This is a genomic window from Planomicrobium stackebrandtii, from assembly GCF_030814955.1.
Lineage (GTDB): Bacteria > Bacillota > Bacilli > Bacillales_A > Planococcaceae > Planococcus > Planococcus stackebrandtii.
Window position 1 is genome coordinate 318,237 of record NZ_JAUSWB010000002.1, and the last position, 16,046, is coordinate 334,282.

Below are 16,046 nucleotides of genomic sequence, written 5' to 3' on the forward strand. Positions count from 1 at the left end.
CTTTAGTTCAACATGTAAGGATCAATCTATGAAAAACGATGTCTCCCAAAGAGGCATCGTTTTTCTGGTTTAAAATAGAAATTCCTATTCGATATCTGAAAATTATGGCATACTATTCTATACAAAGGTTCGAGTTTCGAAACGTTTAGGAGGCATTTCCATGAGAACGGTATTTTCATACGCTAAACCATATAAATTTTACATCGTTATCGCGTTGATTTTAATGCTTCTGGAATTGACGGTTGAATTGCTGCAGCCGTTGGTCATTGCCAGCATTATCGACCAAGGAATTGTGGAAAGGGACCAGGACGTCATCATTCAATTAGGAATCGTCTTGATGGCTTTATCCGTCATCGCATTTGCTTCAGGGATCGTCAATTCGTATTTTGCTGCGCACGCATCGCAAAGCTTCTCTTTTGATCTTCGACAGGCCCTTTACGGACGGATCCAATCCTTTTCACTGGCAATGTTCAATAAATTCCCGGCTTCGGGTTTGATTACGCGGTTGACCAGTGATGTTACGATGGTCCAGCAGGTCCTCTACATGGGGCTGCGGATTATGCTGCGGGCGCCTTTGCTCGTAGTAGGAAGCATGATTATGGCGTTTGTCGTCAATCCAAAATTGGCCTTCTATTTGGTCATCGTCTTTCCGTTTCTGCTCATTTTTCTATACGTCATGGTCAAAAAAGGCGTCAGCTATTTTGGTTTTGTCCAAAAACGCCTGGATCGCGTCAACCGCATTGTCCAGGAAAACCTGCAGGCAGTGCGTCTGATCAAAGCTTATCTCCGCGGGAAATATGAAGCGAACCGCTTTTCTGAAGTAGCGGATTCTTTAAAGATCGATACGGTAAAAGCCTTCAGAATCATGGAAATCATTTTGCCGATTTTATTATTCGGCATGAACTTATCGTTATTGGCCGTTTTGTGGTTCGGGGCATTTGAAATTCGCAGTGGGGGAGCGCAGATTGGTGAACTGGTCGCCATTGTTAACTATGCAATGCGCATGACCGGTGCTTTTACCATGTTTTCCTTTATCATCATGATTTTTGCCCGTGCGAAGGCTTCTTCTGAACGGATTGAAGAAGTGCTGCTGGCAGAAGATATTCGTGAAAAAGACGAAATCGGAGAGGTTAAAGCCCTCCGCCGCGGAGAAGTGCGGTTTGATCATGTATCATTCACATATCCTGAAAGTTCACAGCCTGTGCTGCAGGATGTTTCGTTCCATTTGAAGGCCAATGAAAAACTGGCCATCATGGGAGCAACAGGCTCTGGGAAGTCTTCCTTGCTGCAGTTGCTGCCGCGCTTTTACGACGCCACTGAAGGTACGGTATCGGTGCACGGCAGAGATGTCACAGACTGGTCACTGCGTGCGCTGCGTAAAACAATCGGCATTGTTCCGCAGCAGTCGCTTCTTTTTACCGGAACGATTTCCAATAATCTGTCCTGGGGAAAAGATGAAGTCGTGCAGGAAGAATTGGCTGACGCAGCGGCTAAAGCGCAGATCCACGAAACGGTGGAGCGTTTTCCAAAAGGCTATTTTACCCGGGTCGGACAAAAAGGCGTCAATTTATCGGGTGGCCAAAAACAGCGTTTGTCAATTGCCCGTGCCCTGGTGCGCAAACCGTCCATTTTAATTTTGGATGACAGCACAAGTGCGCTCGATGTCAAAACCGAAGCGGCTCTTTGGGAAGAGCTGGACCGGGAAGCGGCAACGATGCTTGTAGTGACTCAAAAAATACGGACGGCAATGAGAACTGACCGCATTCTGCTCTTGGAAGATGGCAGCATCTCGGCTTACGGAACTCATGAAGAGCTGTTGAAGAGCTCAGAACTGTATCGCCAGATTGCCATGTCCCAACAAGAAGAGGAGGTTGATGAATATGTTTGATGCCATTCGCCGCCCTTTCGGACATGAACCGATTTTGACAAAAGAAGATTTGAACAAAAAGAAAGAGAAAAAGTCTGAGCGTGCTGAAAACTGGAAATCAACCTTATTAAAAGTTTGGAAGCTGGTCGACGAACAGCGCTTCTTGTTGATTGTCGTATTGGCGCTGGTCTTTGTCAGCTCGGCTTTAGCGTTGCTTGGTCCTTATTTAATTGGCTTTATCATTGATGAATATATTGTTCCGCAGAGTTTCGATGGGATGGGAATCGTTGTGCTGTGGCTTATATTGGTCTACATTGGCCATTCCGTCTCCTTATATTTGCAGAACTTTTGGATGGTGGGAATCGCCCAGCAAGTGATTTTCCGCATGCGGACACGGCTTTTTTCGCATCTTCAGAGATTGCCGGTAACGTTTTTTGACAAGCGGCAGCACGGAGAATTGATGAGCCGAATGACCAATGATATTGAAAACGTTTCTGCAACATTGAATACGTCGTTTATCCAAGTGTTTTCCAGCATTTTGACGTTGACCGGTACGGCCATTGTCATGCTGACATTAAGTCCGTTATTGACTTTATTGACCTTAATCATCATTCCGCTCATGTACATCTCGATTCAATGGATCACCAAGCGTACAGGGCGGCTCTATAAAGAACAGCAAAAAGCGATTGGCGAGCTGAACGGCATGATCGAAGAAACCATTTCCGGCCAGAAAATCGTCAAGGCATTTTCACAGGAACCCCGCGTCATGGAAGAATTCCGTGAAAAAAGCGAGCGGCTTCGCCGTGCCGGATTTTGGGCATGGACCTATGCCGGGTTTATTCCGAAAGTGATGAACTTCCTCAACAATGGAAGCTTTGCCATTGTAGCGGGTGTTGGGGGAATCCTGGCACTCAATGGTTCTGTGTCGATCGGCGTTATTGTCATCTTCACCGAGTATTCCCGGCAGTTTACACGTCCGTTAAACGACTTGGCCAATCAGTTTAATACAGTATTGTCTGCAATAGCCGGCGCTGAACGGGTTTTCTCGATTATGGATGAGACAGAGGAGAAAGACGACCTGGTCTTGAATGAGGATAAACAGTTGGAAGGCGAAGTCGTTTTCGATCAGGTTTCATTTAAATACGAAGGGGCAGAAGAAGACTGGACCATTCGCGACGTCAGTTTTTCCGTTGGCATTGGCCAAACAACAGCACTTGTAGGGGCAACCGGAGCTGGGAAAACAACCATCATGCAATTATTGGCGCGCTTTTATGACGCCAATGAAGGCGAGATCCGTCTGGACGGCACGCCGATTGCCGCAATGCCACGTGAAACATTGCGTAAACAAATCGCTTTCGTGCTGCAGGATCCATTCCTGTTTGAAGCGACTGTCAGCGACAACATCCGTTACGGCAAATTGGATGCAACCGATGAAGAAGTGGTGAAGGCGGCAAAAGGGGCCAACGCGCATGACTTTATCGAAAAGCTGCCAGATGGCTACGACACGATTCTGACTGGCGACGGATCGATGATCAGCCAAGGCCAAAAGCAATTGCTGTCGATCGCCCGTGCGTTGATTGCGGATCCCGTCATTCTGCTGCTGGACGAAGCAACGAGCAGCATCGATACCGTCACTGAATTGAAGATACAGGAAGCGTTGGAGCGGCTCATGGCGGGGCGTACAAGCTTTGTTATTGCCCATCGTTTGAATACGGTGCGAAAAGCCGATTTGGTATTGGTCATGGAAATGGGTCGGCTGGTCGAATTGGGTACGCAGCAGCAGTTGTTGAATGAGAACGGCATTTACGCCAATATGCTGGAAGATGCAAAGTTGTAAAAGCAATATTACAGTGAGATCCAAAGGCCTGTTCCGGAAATCCGGAGCAGGTTTTTGGTATTCGGCACATTTTTTGTCTCATACCGATTTGGGCCGCTCTATGATAGGATAAAAGACAAGGAAGCAGTTGGTGATAGGTGCTATATATTATGGAGTTCCCCATACTGTTTTAACAGAATGGGAAAGAATAGGAGGTCGCAAGATGGATTTGTCGTTATCAATCGTTTCATTTCCACTAGATGAACAAACGGCCAACGACATGGAGCAGTTGCTGGACGGCTTGCCGGCTGAGCATAAAACGGTCCTTCACCCTTCTCTTTGGAAAGCAGCAGCTGCAAGAGGATTTGCCGTTATTGCTTACACAGGCCAGGAAGAGTTGATCGGTTTTGCCGCTGCTGCCGATATGGTGGGGCTGCATCATTACGAGTGGTCGCTTTTTGTTCATCCGGATTACCGCAGGCTGTCACTCGGAACAGCTTTGGCAGATGGTGTTTCTCATGCGTTGGCTCAGCGGCAGGCGGAAAGCGAGTTGGTGGCTTTCGTCAATGGGGTGGACATCGCTGCATTTATGGAAAGCATCGGATATTGCCCGGATTTTAATGAAATCCTGCTTTCTGCAGAGCCTTTGCCAGACGACAGCCTGCCTGACGGCCTAGCATTGGTTCCATATGCGGGACAAGCAGTAGAATTGGCGGAGCTGTTGACAGCTGCGTTTGATGACTCGGTTTTGCCAATTATGGAGCATAATATGATAGATCCGGAAAGAGAGATTTGGCTGCTTCAGAAAGACCAGCAGCTGATTGGCACTGCAACGCTTGTAACCGAAGAGAAGAGCTTGTGGGTGACGGCTTTTGCCATCCATCCCGAACAGCAGGGCCAGGGCTACGGTAAACAATTCTTGAAATGGAGCCGGAATTTGGCGTTTCAACGCGGGCTGAAAGAAATCCTATTGGATGTTGAAACAAAAAATCAAGCATTGCATATCTATGAGGGATCGGGCTTCCGGCGGGTACAAACCATTTCCTACTGGAAACATGGCACAGTGTAAAGAGTAAAGCAGCAGAAGCATCGGTTTTATTAAGTATTGCCTAATTTTATCTATTCATATAGCTTATACTTAGTGTTTCCCGGATTTCAGTGCTTAGTCAACCGTTTATAGAAGAGGTATCAACTGAGAGCAGCAGAGCCAAAGCCGAGAACGAACGGAGCGACTTTGATGAACAACTACGAAAATGGGCAAAACATCGCCGCAGCATCCGAAAAGAACATCCGAACAGATTTTAAGGAAAGCATGACCTACGGTGACTATCTCCATCTGGACAAGCTGTTGACAGCTCAGGACGGAGTCAGCAAACACCATGATGAAACTTTGTTCATCATCATCCATCAAGTCTCTGAACTGTGGATGAAACTGATTTTGCACGAATTGCGGGCCGCCATCGATAATATTCATAAAGATGACCTGCAGCCGGCGTTCAAGCAATTGGCGCGGGTGTCGCGGATCCAGTCCCAAATTATCCAGGGATGGGACGTTCTGTCGACATTAACGCCTGCTGAATATATGGAATTCCGCGATGATTTGGGTAATGCCAGCGGATTCCAGTCCTATCAGTATCGCATGATCGAATTTGCTCTTGGCTATAAAACCAAGCATGTGCTGAAGATCTATGAAAAAGATGCGCCGCTGCATGCTGAGCTTGAACAAGCATTCAACGCGCCAGGACTTTACGATGCTGCGATTCAAAAACTGGCCCGAAGCGGGTTTGCCATCGACGACGAAGTGTTGAAGCGGGATGTCAGCATGGTCTATGAATCCAACGAAAGCGTGCGCGACGCCTGGAAGACGGTTTACCGCGATGTAGATGCGCATTGGGAGCTTTATCAGCTGGCAGAGAAATTAGTGGACATCGAAGACTGGCTTCAGCAATGGCGCTTCCGCCATATGAAGACTGTAGAGCGGGTAATAGGCTTTAAGCAAGGCACTGGCGGCTCATCAGGAGTCAATTATTTGAAAAAAGTTTTAGATCAATACTTTTTCCCGGAGCTTTGGGAAATACGGACTGATATTTAGGAGGGGTTTTGTGAAAATTTACGCGCATAGAGGCTGCTCAGGCACCTATCCGGAAAATACAATTGCGGCTTTTCAGGCGGCGGCTGAATTGCCGATTACAGGTGTCGAGATTGATGTGCACTTAACGAGAGACGGCGAGATTGTCGTCATTCATGATGAAAAAGTCAATCGCACCACAAACAGCAAAGGCTATGTGAAAGACATGACTTTAAAAGAACTCAAAGAATTGGACTGTGGATCCTGGCGTTCTGAGGAATGGAGCGATGAAAAAATTCCGACCTTGGACGAAATATTCGATATTTTTGAAGAAACCAATCACAGGCTGAATATCGAGTTAAAGACAGATGTGTTTCCTTATGATGGCTTAGCTGACAAAGTAGTTGATCTGGCAGCAAAACGTGGATTTACGGATCGTGTGCTGATTTCTTCCTTTAATCATGAAGACGTACAGTCGCTGGTGCAAGGAAAACAAGTGGAAAGCGCCATTTTGACTTTTGAAGTGCTGGTGGATGTCTATGATTACGCACGTGTCATTGGCACGAAGCGAATTCACATATCTCTGCCATCGGCTTTCAGAAGAATGACCACCGATGCACTGCGAAAAGGTGCTATTGTCTATGTTTATACAGTCAACGATGTAAACTACGCAGAAGAATTGCACAAAATTGGTGTGCATGGCATCTTTACTGATCATCCGGAAAAGATGCTGGCACATTTTGAGTTAAAAGAATCTTATGAGGAAAAATGAAGAATCAGTCTTCTATACGTAGATTAGCTCGCAGAAAGCAGCATTATAAAGCGATTTCTTAAAATTTCTATAATAATATGAAAAGCCGAATTGGAGGATTCCAATTCGGCTTTTCGTATTACCATTTTGCATAATGCTCCTCAATAGAACCGAGAAGACGGGTGATTTTTAGTTTTTTGCCATTGGCGTAACGGACATAACCGTCATAATAGCCGAAAAGCTGGTGGACTTCCGATTTGACGAGCCGCACATCTGTTTTGGATACACGCTCGAAAAAAGGGGAGAATGTCAGCTGGACATCATCGGAAAATTTACTGTGGACCAGCCACGGTTTTTTAAAGTCTTCCCGATCATAATGAAAAAGAACATCTTCATGGATTTTCGTCATCTTGCCGTTCACAAAAAAAGCATTTTCGGTCATTCCAGTGCCATCTGTCCATTTCCCACCTAAATTCAAACCGATTACTTTGCCAAGTGAACGCTGAGAAGCCATTCCCCAGTTCCAGAGAGATTCCCGAGGCCAAATACCGCGCCCATAGTCCAATACAGCAAAGCTGTCCAGTTTTTCAAATTCAAAACGCTGGCTGCCTATTTTGACCATTCCCGTGACCGGAAGCGAAGTATGCTTTCCTGTAAACTGAAAGGTTTGGCGATTCCATGGAACGACCACGTTCAAGGATTCGTAATCCTCGGGGTGTGAAATAACCAGAATTGCTTCCAGGTCCTCGCCGTCAAACTCTTTGACGCTGACGGTTAAATGTGTTGCATCCTGACTGAAAATGGACTCGATGGTCATGGAATCACTGCGGAAATGGCAGGGATCCAATGCATTTTCAGATAATTTCACATGGCGCGTGTATGGAATCACAACGGTTTTCTCATAAAAACGCTGCGTTTCGTAATTAAGGAAATAAACAAAACAGACAGTGGCATAATCCAGATGGGAAATTGTTGCTGAAAATAAAATTTCATCCCCAAAGACACACCAGTAATTCCATTTTTTCTTGCGCATAAAATTGCCGCTTAGGTTGCTTTCCACCAGTGGCTGTTTAGCATATCCAATAGCTTTTGGATTTAATTGGCCTCTTGCATCACAAAGTTTTACAAATTCAGTAAGCTCTCGTTCCACATGTTGCATTAAATCCACCTCACCATCATTCTTCTACTCTTATTGTAGCAGAACAAAGGTGTAATATCCGGTCAGGACCAATGAGTTCAGCCGAAAAGTCTGAAAACTAAATAACTTTATCCATCATTAGTCATAGAAGGATTCTACAAAGCTTCCCGCCGCCACTGGAAAGCGAGAGTGCCTTCTCCTGCATGGACAGCAAGCGAAGAACTTAAATCGCCGATTAAAATGTCAGCATCCGGCATTTCTTTCAGTACTTCCTGCTTAAGACTTTCGGCTTCATTGCTCACATGTCCGTGCATGATTTGGAATTTCCGGACTCCGTGCTCCTCATAATCCTTTTTGGCGTGGTTGATCAAATACTGAATCGCTTTTTTATGTGACCGCACTTTATCGATGGGCTTTAGTTCACCTTCTGGGGTAAGTTGGACAATCGGTTTGATCTGCAGCAAACTGCCCAGGTAATACTGGGCGCCGCTCATTCGGCCGCCTTTATAAAGCTGTGCAAGGTTGCCAATTAATATATAGTTCCGGAAATCCGCAGTTTCCTTTTCAAGCCGCTGCGCAATCTCTTCTGCTCCAATTCCTTGTTCCTGCAGCTTTAAGCCACGCTCGATCAAGCCGGATAAACCGTAAGACAATGCCAGCGAATCGACGGCATAAACCTTGAATTCACTCATTTCAGCACCTGCAGTAGACGAAGCGATTGTTCCACTGAGTTTTGCAGAAGCGTGCACAGCAATGGCACATTCATATTCTTCTTTCAGTTTGTCGTACAGTTCCGAAAATTTCCCAGCTGAGGGCTGCGAGGTTTTAGGGAAATCAGCGGAATCTTTAATGCGCTGATAAAGTTCATCATTCGTCAAATCCACACCGTCATCAATAAATTCTTCAGTACCGAAATGAATATTTAATGGAACAATATAAACGTCCGGATGTGCTTTAAACTCCTCTGTTACAAATCCTGTCGTATCTATAACCCATGCAATCGGTTTCTTCATACAAAAACTCCCCTTTTTTAGAATAGTTAGATTATAAAAACTATAACATGTATAATATTTTAGCGATAGTAATAGTCGAATAAACTGCACTTTCTAGACAGAAGGTGAGCGAAACCGGCTATTGAACGATTCTTCGATGTCCCCTTTGTGCTTAATCACAATAATAATAATGGCTGCAATTAACGGCCAGGTAATGAGCCATACTTGAAGAATGACTGACATGGCGATAAAGCCTGCAAAGCTGGCAAGCATGGATAAAGTCGCACTCTTAAACCAGGGGAAAAATGCGAAAAACAGGATGAACATCGCCAAAAACAAATCGGGTGTTAAACAAAAGCTTACACCGACAAAAGCCGCAATTCCTTTGCCGCCTCTGTATTTGAGCCAGAAAGGGAATAAGTGCCCCAAGATGACGGCCAACCCAGCCACAGCTATTTCCCAAATAGAAAAATCAAAAACAAAGCCAAGCCAGACAACGAGTGCGCCTTTTCCGGCATCACCGAGAAAGGTCAGCAGAAAGGCTGATTTGCCAAGAGTGGCGCCAGCGTTTCTGGCCCCAAGATTGCCGCTGCGCTGTTGCCGCAAATCGATGCCTTTCCATTTGCCGATCCACCATGCCGTCAAAAAATTCCCGATAACATACGAAAGCAGCCAGTAAACGACCATTAGGAATCCCCCTTGTTTTGAAATATGAATAGAGCATAAAGGCCTTCCCTGCATAACGGGAAGGCCTTTATGGAAAAGACTATTTTAATTCAGAAGCTTCAAAAAGATAATCGCTGATGACGCGAAGCCCTTTATCGAAGTTCTCCAGATGGAAATGCTCATTTGGTGCATGGAAGTTTTCAGATGCAAGTCCGAAGCCCATTAAGACGACAGGCAAACCTAGAATTTCGTCGAATGCGGCGACGATCGGAATCGATCCTCCCATTCGTGTAAACGCGGTCGGCACACCATAGACTTTCTCGTAAGAGCGGCCAGCTGCCTGAATGGCAGGATGGTCATAAGGTGTCAGGAACGGTTTGCCTTTATCAAACTCAGAAATCTCAACGGTGACTCCTGCTGGCTTGTGGGACTCCACATGCGCTTTTAGTTTGGCGACAATGTCATCAGGATCCTGATTTGGCACTAAGCGGCACGTGATTTTAGTGCTGGCTTCTGCAGGCAGGACGGTTTTGATGCCTTCGCCTGAAAAGCCGCCGGTGATGCCATTGACTTCTAGGGTCGGGCGAATCCACGTACGTTCAACGAAAGAATAACCTTTCTCGCCAAAGTCCTCTGCAATGCCGATTTCTTTTTTCTCATGCTCTAGATCGAACTCAAGCGCCGCAAATTCTTCGCGCTCTTTATCGGAAACTTCAAGGACGTCGTCATAAAACCCTTCTACTTGGATCAATCCTTCCTGGTCGCGGAACGACTGGAGGATTTCTACAACGGCATGCAGCGGATTTTGAACAGCGCCGCCGTATAGTCCGGAATGCAAATCGCCTTTTGGTCCTTTGATGTCGATTTGGATGCCGGCAAGTCCGCGAAGGCCATAACAGACAGCTGGCCGTCCTGGTCCTTGCATGCCGGTATCGGAGATGATGATGACATCGGCCTTCAGCAATTCCTGATTTTCTTCCACATATTTCGGAAGGTTGGGGCTGCCAATCTCTTCTTCGCCTTCGATGATCAATTTAATATTGACCGGCAATTCGCCATCTACTTTTAAAAGGGCCTCGATAGCTTTGATGTGCATGAAAACCTGGCCCTTGTCGTCACTTGCACCGCGGGCATAGAGTTTGTTGTCGCGGACTTGAGGTTCAAAAGGTGCTGATTCCCATAGGTGAAGAGGATCCACCGGCTGAACGTCGTAATGGCCATACATCAGTACTGTCGGTTTGCCTTCTGCATGGAGCCAGTCGGCATAAACCACCGGATGTCCATCGGTCTTATCAATTTTAGCATTTTCCAGGCCAGCACTTTCGAGTGCGGCAATCAGCCATTCTGCTCCTTTTTGCATATCCGCTTTATGCTCGGATAAAGAGCTGACAGAAGGGATGCGCAAAAACATTTTTAATTCTTCCAGGTGTGATTCCCGATGGTCTTTAAAGTATTGGTCTATGGCTTGAGCGTTCATCTAGATCCCTCGATTCGTTAAATTTGAGTATGAAAAAATTATAACATACCAAGTTTTGGTTTTCGACAAGTGGAAATCGGCTATGGTATAGTGTTGAATACGGAAAGAGTTCGTAAAATTATGTGTTTATAACACTGGAGGAAACAATATTGTTTATAGCATTAGGTATCTTTTTATTCATGTCGTTTTTCTTATCGGGAAGCGAAACGGCATTGACAGCAGTAAATAGGATGAAGGTCCAACTTCGCGCAGAGCAGGGTGATATTAAGTCACAGAAACTGCAAAAGTTAATTGCGAAGCCGGACCGAATGATTACGACAATCTTAATCGGCAACAATATTGCCAATATCATGCTGCCAACATTGGTGACGACCATTGCCATCACAAGAGGATGGGAAGTTGGACTTGCCACTGCTATTCTAACAATCGTTTTGATTATTTTCGGAGAAGTGCTGCCAAAAACAATTGCTGCTACATTCTCTGATAAAGTGGCCTATATTGTGCTTCCTGTTATCAGCTTCTTGGTAGTCATCTTAAAGCCATTAACTTGGCTATTGGCGCAATTCACAAACATATTCATTCGCATTATCTCAAAAGGCACAGTGAAAGAAGCGAGCATGACGAAAGAAGAATTGCGTACCATGGTTGATATTGCTTCCACTGAAGGAACGTTTGAGGAAGATGAATCTGAGCGCATCAAAGGGGTTTTGGATTTCCCTCATAAAGATGTATCGGATGTCATGTCCACTCACCGCACCGACACAGTGGGGATTGCTCTCGACTCTACTTATGAAGAGGTACGTGATTTGATTCTGGATTCTTCCTACACGCGCTACCCGGTCTATGAGGAAAGTATGGATAATGTTGTTGGATTATTTTACTCGAAAAAGCTGATAGAATGGTCGATGAATCCGAATTTGACGCTGGAGGAACTGATGGACGACAATCCATTGTTTGTGGTTCAATCAGTCAGTGTAGAAAAAGTCTTTAAACTGATGATGGCGAAGAAAAAGCATATGGCTGTGATTTTGGATGAATACGGCGGAACACTCGGTATTGTCACTCACGAAGACATTATTGAGGAAATGATCGGCCAGGATATCGAAGACGAGACAGATGAAGAAGACGACGAACTGGTGTTTGAGCTGACGGATATTTTGCTGTCATGCCATGGCCGCCTCGAAATTGAAGATGTCAACGACATGTTCAATGTGGAAGTGCCGAACGATCACGATACGATTGCCGGTTTTGTCATGCAGCAATTGGGGCATGTGCCAGATGAAGGCGAACAGTTTACGTATGAAAATCTTCAGGTTGAAGTCAACGAAATGGACCGTAACCGCATTGTCCGCTTAACAATTATGAAAATAGATCATAAAGAAGAAGTTTTAGCATAGAAAATCCGCTGTCTTGGGACAGGGGATTTTTTCCTTTTATTACACCTTTGTAAGGAAAATGAAAGTAGAAGCGATAGAGTGAAAGCTCCACTTCCGTCAATATAAGGTTATAAGAGAAAGCGAAAGCAAAATGCCTTCGCTGGACAAGCAGAACGGACGGGGGCACGATCATGGAAACGCTATACACAGAATACAATCGGTACATCTATCATTTATGTTTAAAACTGACACGCAATAAAGCTGAAGCGGAAGATTTGATGCAGGAAGTTTGGCTGAAAGTTGTACGCTACGAATCTTCTATTGCTGAAGTAGATCACGTAAAAGCTTGGCTGACAACAATCTGCATGAATACATTCCGTGATCGTTACCGCAAAAACGTAAGACGCAGCAAGCATTTGATTCAACAGCCGGAAGGCTTGGATGTCTCGTTGCTGGATTTGATTCCTTCTGATTCAGCAGGTGCTGCTGAACTATTGGAGAAACAGGACGTTTCTGTCATGATTCGCCACAAGATTTCAGAACTGGATGCTATTTACCGCACCACTATTCTTTACTTTTATGTTCATCAATATTCGTTGATAGAAATTGCGGATGCGATGAAAGTATCAATCGGCACGGTTAAATCCCGTCTATTCCGTGGAAAACAGCGATTAAAAGACATGCTGATGGAAGATGACCGGACGCGTGAATATGTGGTAGCGACTTAAACCAACCGGATTTCCGGTTGGTTTTTTTAATGGAAAATATTATAAGAATTTTATCCTCCTACTGGTTATAATAAACAGGAGGGGGAAAGATGATGAAAAAGAGAAAGTTCCAGGATTGGAGCAGAAGAAGACGGATTGTAATGGGCTCCGTCGGTATTCTGGCATTCCTCTATATTGTAGTTATTGTATGGCAGACGTTTAAGCCTTTGCCAGAAGGCGTTTCAAGTGAAGGGGATCTTCATGCCATCGAACAAATCGAAATGATTTATGACTTGTCTTATGCCCAAGATAAAGAAGGCACCGAAACAGAAAGTGAACTGCGGATATTCAATGAAATTTACGACATGATTGATGAGGCAGAAGAATTTGTTGTCATCGATCTTTTTCTTTTTGATAATTACAACGATCAGGAGACCGATTTTCCAGCAGTAGCGGAAACTTTGACCAACCATTTGTTGGATAAAAAAGAAGAAAATCCGGATTTTCCGATTTACTTTATTACCGATCCGTTGAATTACGGCTATGGATCTTATGAAAATCAGTTTTTAGGTACGTTGGAAGATGAAGGAGTAGAAGTCATCACTACAGATTTGGACAAGCTTCGTGACTCGACGCCGTTGTATTCCGGATTTTACCGCGTCATTTTTCAGTGGTTTGACGCTGGCGGCAGAGGCTGGGTGCCGAATGGGATGTCGAGCGATGCCCCTGATTTAACAGTATCTTCTTACTTGAAGATGATGAACATCAAAGCCAATCACCGAAAAGCGGTCATTACTGAAAAAGAAGCCATCATCAGTTCAGCGAATCCCCATAATGCCAGTGGGCTGCATGGCAATATGGCGTTTAAAGTCAGTGGACCTGTTTTAAATGATATTTTGGAAGCGGAAGAAGCCGTATCACTGTTTTCAGGAGGGCCTGAATTTCCTAGAGTTGAAGCAGCTGAACAAGAGGGAGAGTACCAGGTGCAATACTTGACAGAGCGAAAAGTGTTGGACGCTCTGCTTTCAGATATTGAGAAAACGGCAGAAGGCGATTCTATTCAATTGGCGATGTTCTATATCTCTGAGAGCAGTGTTGTTAATGCATTAACAGACGCAGCCAATCGCGGAGTAAATGTCCGTCTGATTCTGGATGCCAATGAAAATGCATTTGGCAATGAAAAAACGGGTTTGCCAAACCGCCCAGTAGTCCACGAGATGCTATCAGAATCAGAAGATCATCTGGAGGTTCGCTGGTACAATGCCGTTGTCGGACAGTTCCATACAAAATCAATTATGATCCAAACTTCAGATGAAACAGTCATTTCCGGAGGCTCCACCAACTATACGGAGCGAGCATTCAACGATTACAATATGGAAAGCAATATCCGGATTGTAGCACCAAATGACAGTGAACTGACTGAAGACATGGAGAATTATTTCGATCGCCTGTGGGATAACGAAGATGCCCTATACACGCTGGAGACAGAAGAATATCAAGATGATTTCACCTTTTGGCAGCGAGGAATCTATGGCTTCCAAAAACTATTTAAACTGACGACCTATTAAAAAATGCCTCTTCTGGAAAACCAGAAGAGGCATTTTTGTATTTTATGATTGTACCGTTTTGCCGGCCGAAATCCATTCTTCAACGTCCCAGACTTTAGTTGCCAGGCCTTCATAGAATTCAGGTTCGTGGCTTACAAGAACAATGGTACCTTTATAGGCTTGCATCGCACGTTTCAGTTCAGCTTTTGCATCAATGTCCAAGTGATTGGTCGGCTCATCGAAAATCAGCCAGTTGCTTTCTTCCATCATCAATTTGCACAGGCGGACTTTGGCTTGTTCGCCACCGCTCAGCTGCGTCATGGGACGGGAGATATGCTCGTTTTTCAAACCGGTACGGGCAAGTGCGCCACGCACCTGGCCTTGGTCCATGCTTGGATATGCGGCCCAAATTTCATCGAGCGGTGTGTGGGTTGGTGCTTTGACTTCCTGTTCGAAATAGCTTGGCGTCAAATACTCACCGCGCAGAACATCCCCGTCAAGCGGCTTGATCTTGCCGAGCATTGTTTTCAGCAAGGTCGATTTCCCGACGCCGTTCATGCCGACAAGCGCGATTTTTTCACCGCGTTCGATCATGAACGTTAGCGGGGGCAGGAGTGGTTTTTCATAGCCGATGGAAAGGGCTTCCGCTTCGACCACGTAACGGCTTGGGCTGCGTGTTTCTTTAAAAGCGAATTGCGGTTTTGCTGCAACTTCAGGCTTGTCGATGCGGTCCATACGGTCCAGCTGTTTCTGGCGGGACTTGGCACGGCCGGTTGTGGAAGCACGCGCTTTGTTTTTCGCAATGAAGGTCTCAGTTTTCTTGATCATGTCTTCCTGTCTTTCATAGGCATCCAAATGCTGCTGCTTGCTCAATTCGGCAAGCTCAATAAATTTCTCATAAGTAGCTGTATAGCGAGTCAAACGCGAAAATTCTAAGTGGAAAATGACACTGGTGACGCTGCTCATAAATTCCGTATCATGCGAGATCAATAAGAACGCATGCGGATAGTTTTTCAAGTAATTGACGAGCCATTGAATATGCTCTTCGTCAAGATAGTTGGTCGGCTCATCCAGAAGCAGTACTTTCGGCTTTTCAAGCAGCAACTTTGCAAGGAGCAGCTTCGTGCGCTGTCCACCTGAAAGAGCTTCGACGTTGCGGTCAAGTCCGATTGCATCAAGGCCTAATCCGCGCGCAATCTCTTCCACTTTGCCATCCAATGTATAAAAATCACCGGCATCCAAAGCGTCCTGTGCTTCCGCCATCTGCTCAAGCAGCTCTTCAAGGCGTTCAGGGTCGGCATCGCCCATTTGCATGGCGATATCGTTCAATTCCGCTTCTTTCATATATAGAGGCAGGAATGCATCCTGCAGCGTTTCGCGGATTGTGCGGCCAGGCTGCAGCTGTGTGTGCTGATCCAGGTAACCGTAATGTGTCCGTGGCTGCCATTCAACGCGCCCATCATCGTGGATGATCTTGCCCGTTAAAATATTCATCATTGTCGACTTCCCGACGCCATTGGCTCCAACTAATCCGACATGTTCACCTTCGACCAGCCGGAACGATACGTCGTTGAAAAGGGTCCGGTCACCGAACGTGTGGCTTAATTTTTCTACTGTTAATAAACTCATTTAATAAATTCC

At 45.4% G+C, this 16,046-nt stretch carries 13 protein-coding genes; 8 read left to right on the top strand and 5 right to left on the bottom strand.

Features of this window, described 5'->3' with window-relative positions:
• The first annotated feature begins 160 nt into the window (after nucleotides 1-160).
• From QOZ98_RS05145 to QOZ98_RS05165, 5 genes are all read left to right on the top strand, one after another.
• On the top strand, nucleotides 161-1,888 hold the full coding sequence (locus tag QOZ98_RS05145) for an ABC transporter ATP-binding protein (RefSeq protein WP_308786424.1): 1,728 nt from the start codon (nucleotides 161-163) through the stop codon (nucleotides 1,886-1,888).
• Complete coding sequence (locus QOZ98_RS05150) at nucleotides 1,881-3,704, top strand: ABC transporter ATP-binding protein (protein ID WP_308786425.1); 1,824 nt, start codon at nucleotides 1,881-1,883, stop codon at nucleotides 3,702-3,704. Before QOZ98_RS05145 ends, QOZ98_RS05150 begins: the two co-directional genes overlap by 8 nt.
• 202 nt (nucleotides 3,705-3,906) lie before the next feature.
• Nucleotides 3,907-4,752: a GNAT family N-acetyltransferase gene (locus QOZ98_RS05155; RefSeq protein ID WP_308786426.1), complete on the top strand. Its 846-nt coding sequence runs from the start codon at nucleotides 3,907-3,909 to the stop codon at nucleotides 4,750-4,752.
• A gap of 168 nt (nucleotides 4,753-4,920) precedes the next feature.
• Nucleotides 4,921-5,775 carry a tryptophan 2,3-dioxygenase gene (gene kynA, locus QOZ98_RS05160; RefSeq protein ID WP_308786427.1) on the top strand — a complete coding sequence of 285 codons (855 nt, stop codon included), beginning with the start codon at nucleotides 4,921-4,923 and terminating at the stop codon, nucleotides 5,773-5,775.
• A gap of 10 nt (nucleotides 5,776-5,785) precedes the next feature.
• Complete coding sequence (locus QOZ98_RS05165) at nucleotides 5,786-6,523, top strand: glycerophosphodiester phosphodiesterase family protein (protein ID WP_308786428.1); 738 nt, start codon at nucleotides 5,786-5,788, stop codon at nucleotides 6,521-6,523.
• A 118-nt stretch (nucleotides 6,524-6,641) separates the two neighbouring features.
• Here QOZ98_RS05165 and QOZ98_RS05170 read toward each other — a convergent pair whose 3' ends face one another.
• From QOZ98_RS05170 to QOZ98_RS05185, 4 genes are all read right to left on the bottom strand, one after another.
• A complete protein-coding gene (locus QOZ98_RS05170) occupies nucleotides 6,642-7,661 on the bottom strand; it encodes a DUF2804 domain-containing protein (RefSeq protein WP_308786429.1) in 1,020 nt (339 codons plus the stop codon).
• A 134-nt stretch (nucleotides 7,662-7,795) separates the two neighbouring features.
• Entirely contained in the window at nucleotides 7,796-8,653 is an 858-nt protein-coding gene (locus tag QOZ98_RS05175; RefSeq protein ID WP_308786430.1) for a DegV family protein, read from the bottom strand.
• 93 nt (nucleotides 8,654-8,746) lie between these two features.
• Nucleotides 8,747-9,319 (bottom strand): glycerol-3-phosphate acyltransferase, encoded by a 573-nt coding sequence (locus QOZ98_RS05180; RefSeq protein WP_308786431.1) that lies wholly within the window; start codon nucleotides 9,317-9,319, stop codon nucleotides 8,747-8,749.
• Between the two features lie 79 nt (nucleotides 9,320-9,398).
• Nucleotides 9,399-10,775, bottom strand: coding sequence for a dipeptidase (locus tag QOZ98_RS05185; protein WP_308786432.1), 1,377 nt, complete (start codon nucleotides 10,773-10,775; stop codon nucleotides 9,399-9,401).
• Nucleotides 10,776-10,924: 149 nt separating this feature from the next.
• Here QOZ98_RS05185 and QOZ98_RS05190 point away from each other — a divergent pair, with 149 nt between their 5' ends.
• The 3 genes from QOZ98_RS05190 (at nucleotide 10,925) to QOZ98_RS05200 (ending at nucleotide 14,426) form a co-directional block, all read left to right on the top strand.
• Nucleotides 10,925-12,172 carry a hemolysin family protein gene (locus QOZ98_RS05190; protein WP_308786433.1) on the top strand — a complete coding sequence of 416 codons (1,248 nt, stop codon included), beginning with the start codon at nucleotides 10,925-10,927 and terminating at the stop codon, nucleotides 12,170-12,172.
• Between the two features lie 170 nt (nucleotides 12,173-12,342).
• Nucleotides 12,343-12,879 (top strand): RNA polymerase sigma factor, encoded by a 537-nt coding sequence (locus QOZ98_RS05195; RefSeq protein ID WP_308786434.1) that lies wholly within the window; start codon nucleotides 12,343-12,345, stop codon nucleotides 12,877-12,879.
• 92 nt (nucleotides 12,880-12,971) lie between these two features.
• The gene (locus tag QOZ98_RS05200) at nucleotides 12,972-14,426 is read left to right on the top strand and encodes a phospholipase D family protein (RefSeq protein WP_308786592.1); all 1,455 of its coding nucleotides are present in this window, start codon (nucleotides 12,972-12,974) and stop codon (nucleotides 14,424-14,426) included.
• Between the two features lie 42 nt (nucleotides 14,427-14,468).
• Here QOZ98_RS05200 and QOZ98_RS05205 read toward each other — a convergent pair whose 3' ends face one another.
• Nucleotides 14,469-16,034 carry an ABC-F family ATP-binding cassette domain-containing protein gene (locus QOZ98_RS05205; RefSeq protein ID WP_308786435.1) on the bottom strand — a complete coding sequence of 522 codons (1,566 nt, stop codon included), beginning with the start codon at nucleotides 16,032-16,034 and terminating at the stop codon, nucleotides 14,469-14,471.
• Nucleotides 16,035-16,046 lie beyond the last annotated feature (12 nt).

Coding starts and splice junctions, on each gene's coding strand:
- QOZ98_RS05155 (WP_308786426.1), top strand. CDS start 3,907: ATGGATTTGTCGTTATCAATCGTTTCATTTCCACTAGATGAACAAACG.
- QOZ98_RS05145 (WP_308786424.1), top strand. CDS start 161: ATGAGAACGGTATTTTCATACGCTAAACCATATAAATTTTACATCGTT.
- QOZ98_RS05185 (WP_308786432.1), bottom strand. CDS start 10,775: ATGAACGCTCAAGCCATAGACCAATACTTTAAAGACCATCGGGAATCA.
- kynA (WP_308786427.1), top strand. CDS start 4,921: ATGAACAACTACGAAAATGGGCAAAACATCGCCGCAGCATCCGAAAAG.
- QOZ98_RS05205 (WP_308786435.1), bottom strand. CDS start 16,034: ATGAGTTTATTAACAGTAGAAAAATTAAGCCACACGTTCGGTGACCGG.
- QOZ98_RS05200 (WP_308786592.1), top strand. CDS start 12,972: ATGAAAAAGAGAAAGTTCCAGGATTGGAGCAGAAGAAGACGGATTGTA.
- QOZ98_RS05195 (WP_308786434.1), top strand. CDS start 12,343: ATGGAAACGCTATACACAGAATACAATCGGTACATCTATCATTTATGT.
- QOZ98_RS05180 (WP_308786431.1), bottom strand. CDS start 9,319: ATGGTCGTTTACTGGCTGCTTTCGTATGTTATCGGGAATTTTTTGACG.
- QOZ98_RS05170 (WP_308786429.1), bottom strand. CDS start 7,661: ATGCAACATGTGGAACGAGAGCTTACTGAATTTGTAAAACTTTGTGAT.
- QOZ98_RS05175 (WP_308786430.1), bottom strand. CDS start 8,653: ATGAAGAAACCGATTGCATGGGTTATAGATACGACAGGATTTGTAACA.
- QOZ98_RS05150 (WP_308786425.1), top strand. CDS start 1,881: ATGTTTGATGCCATTCGCCGCCCTTTCGGACATGAACCGATTTTGACA.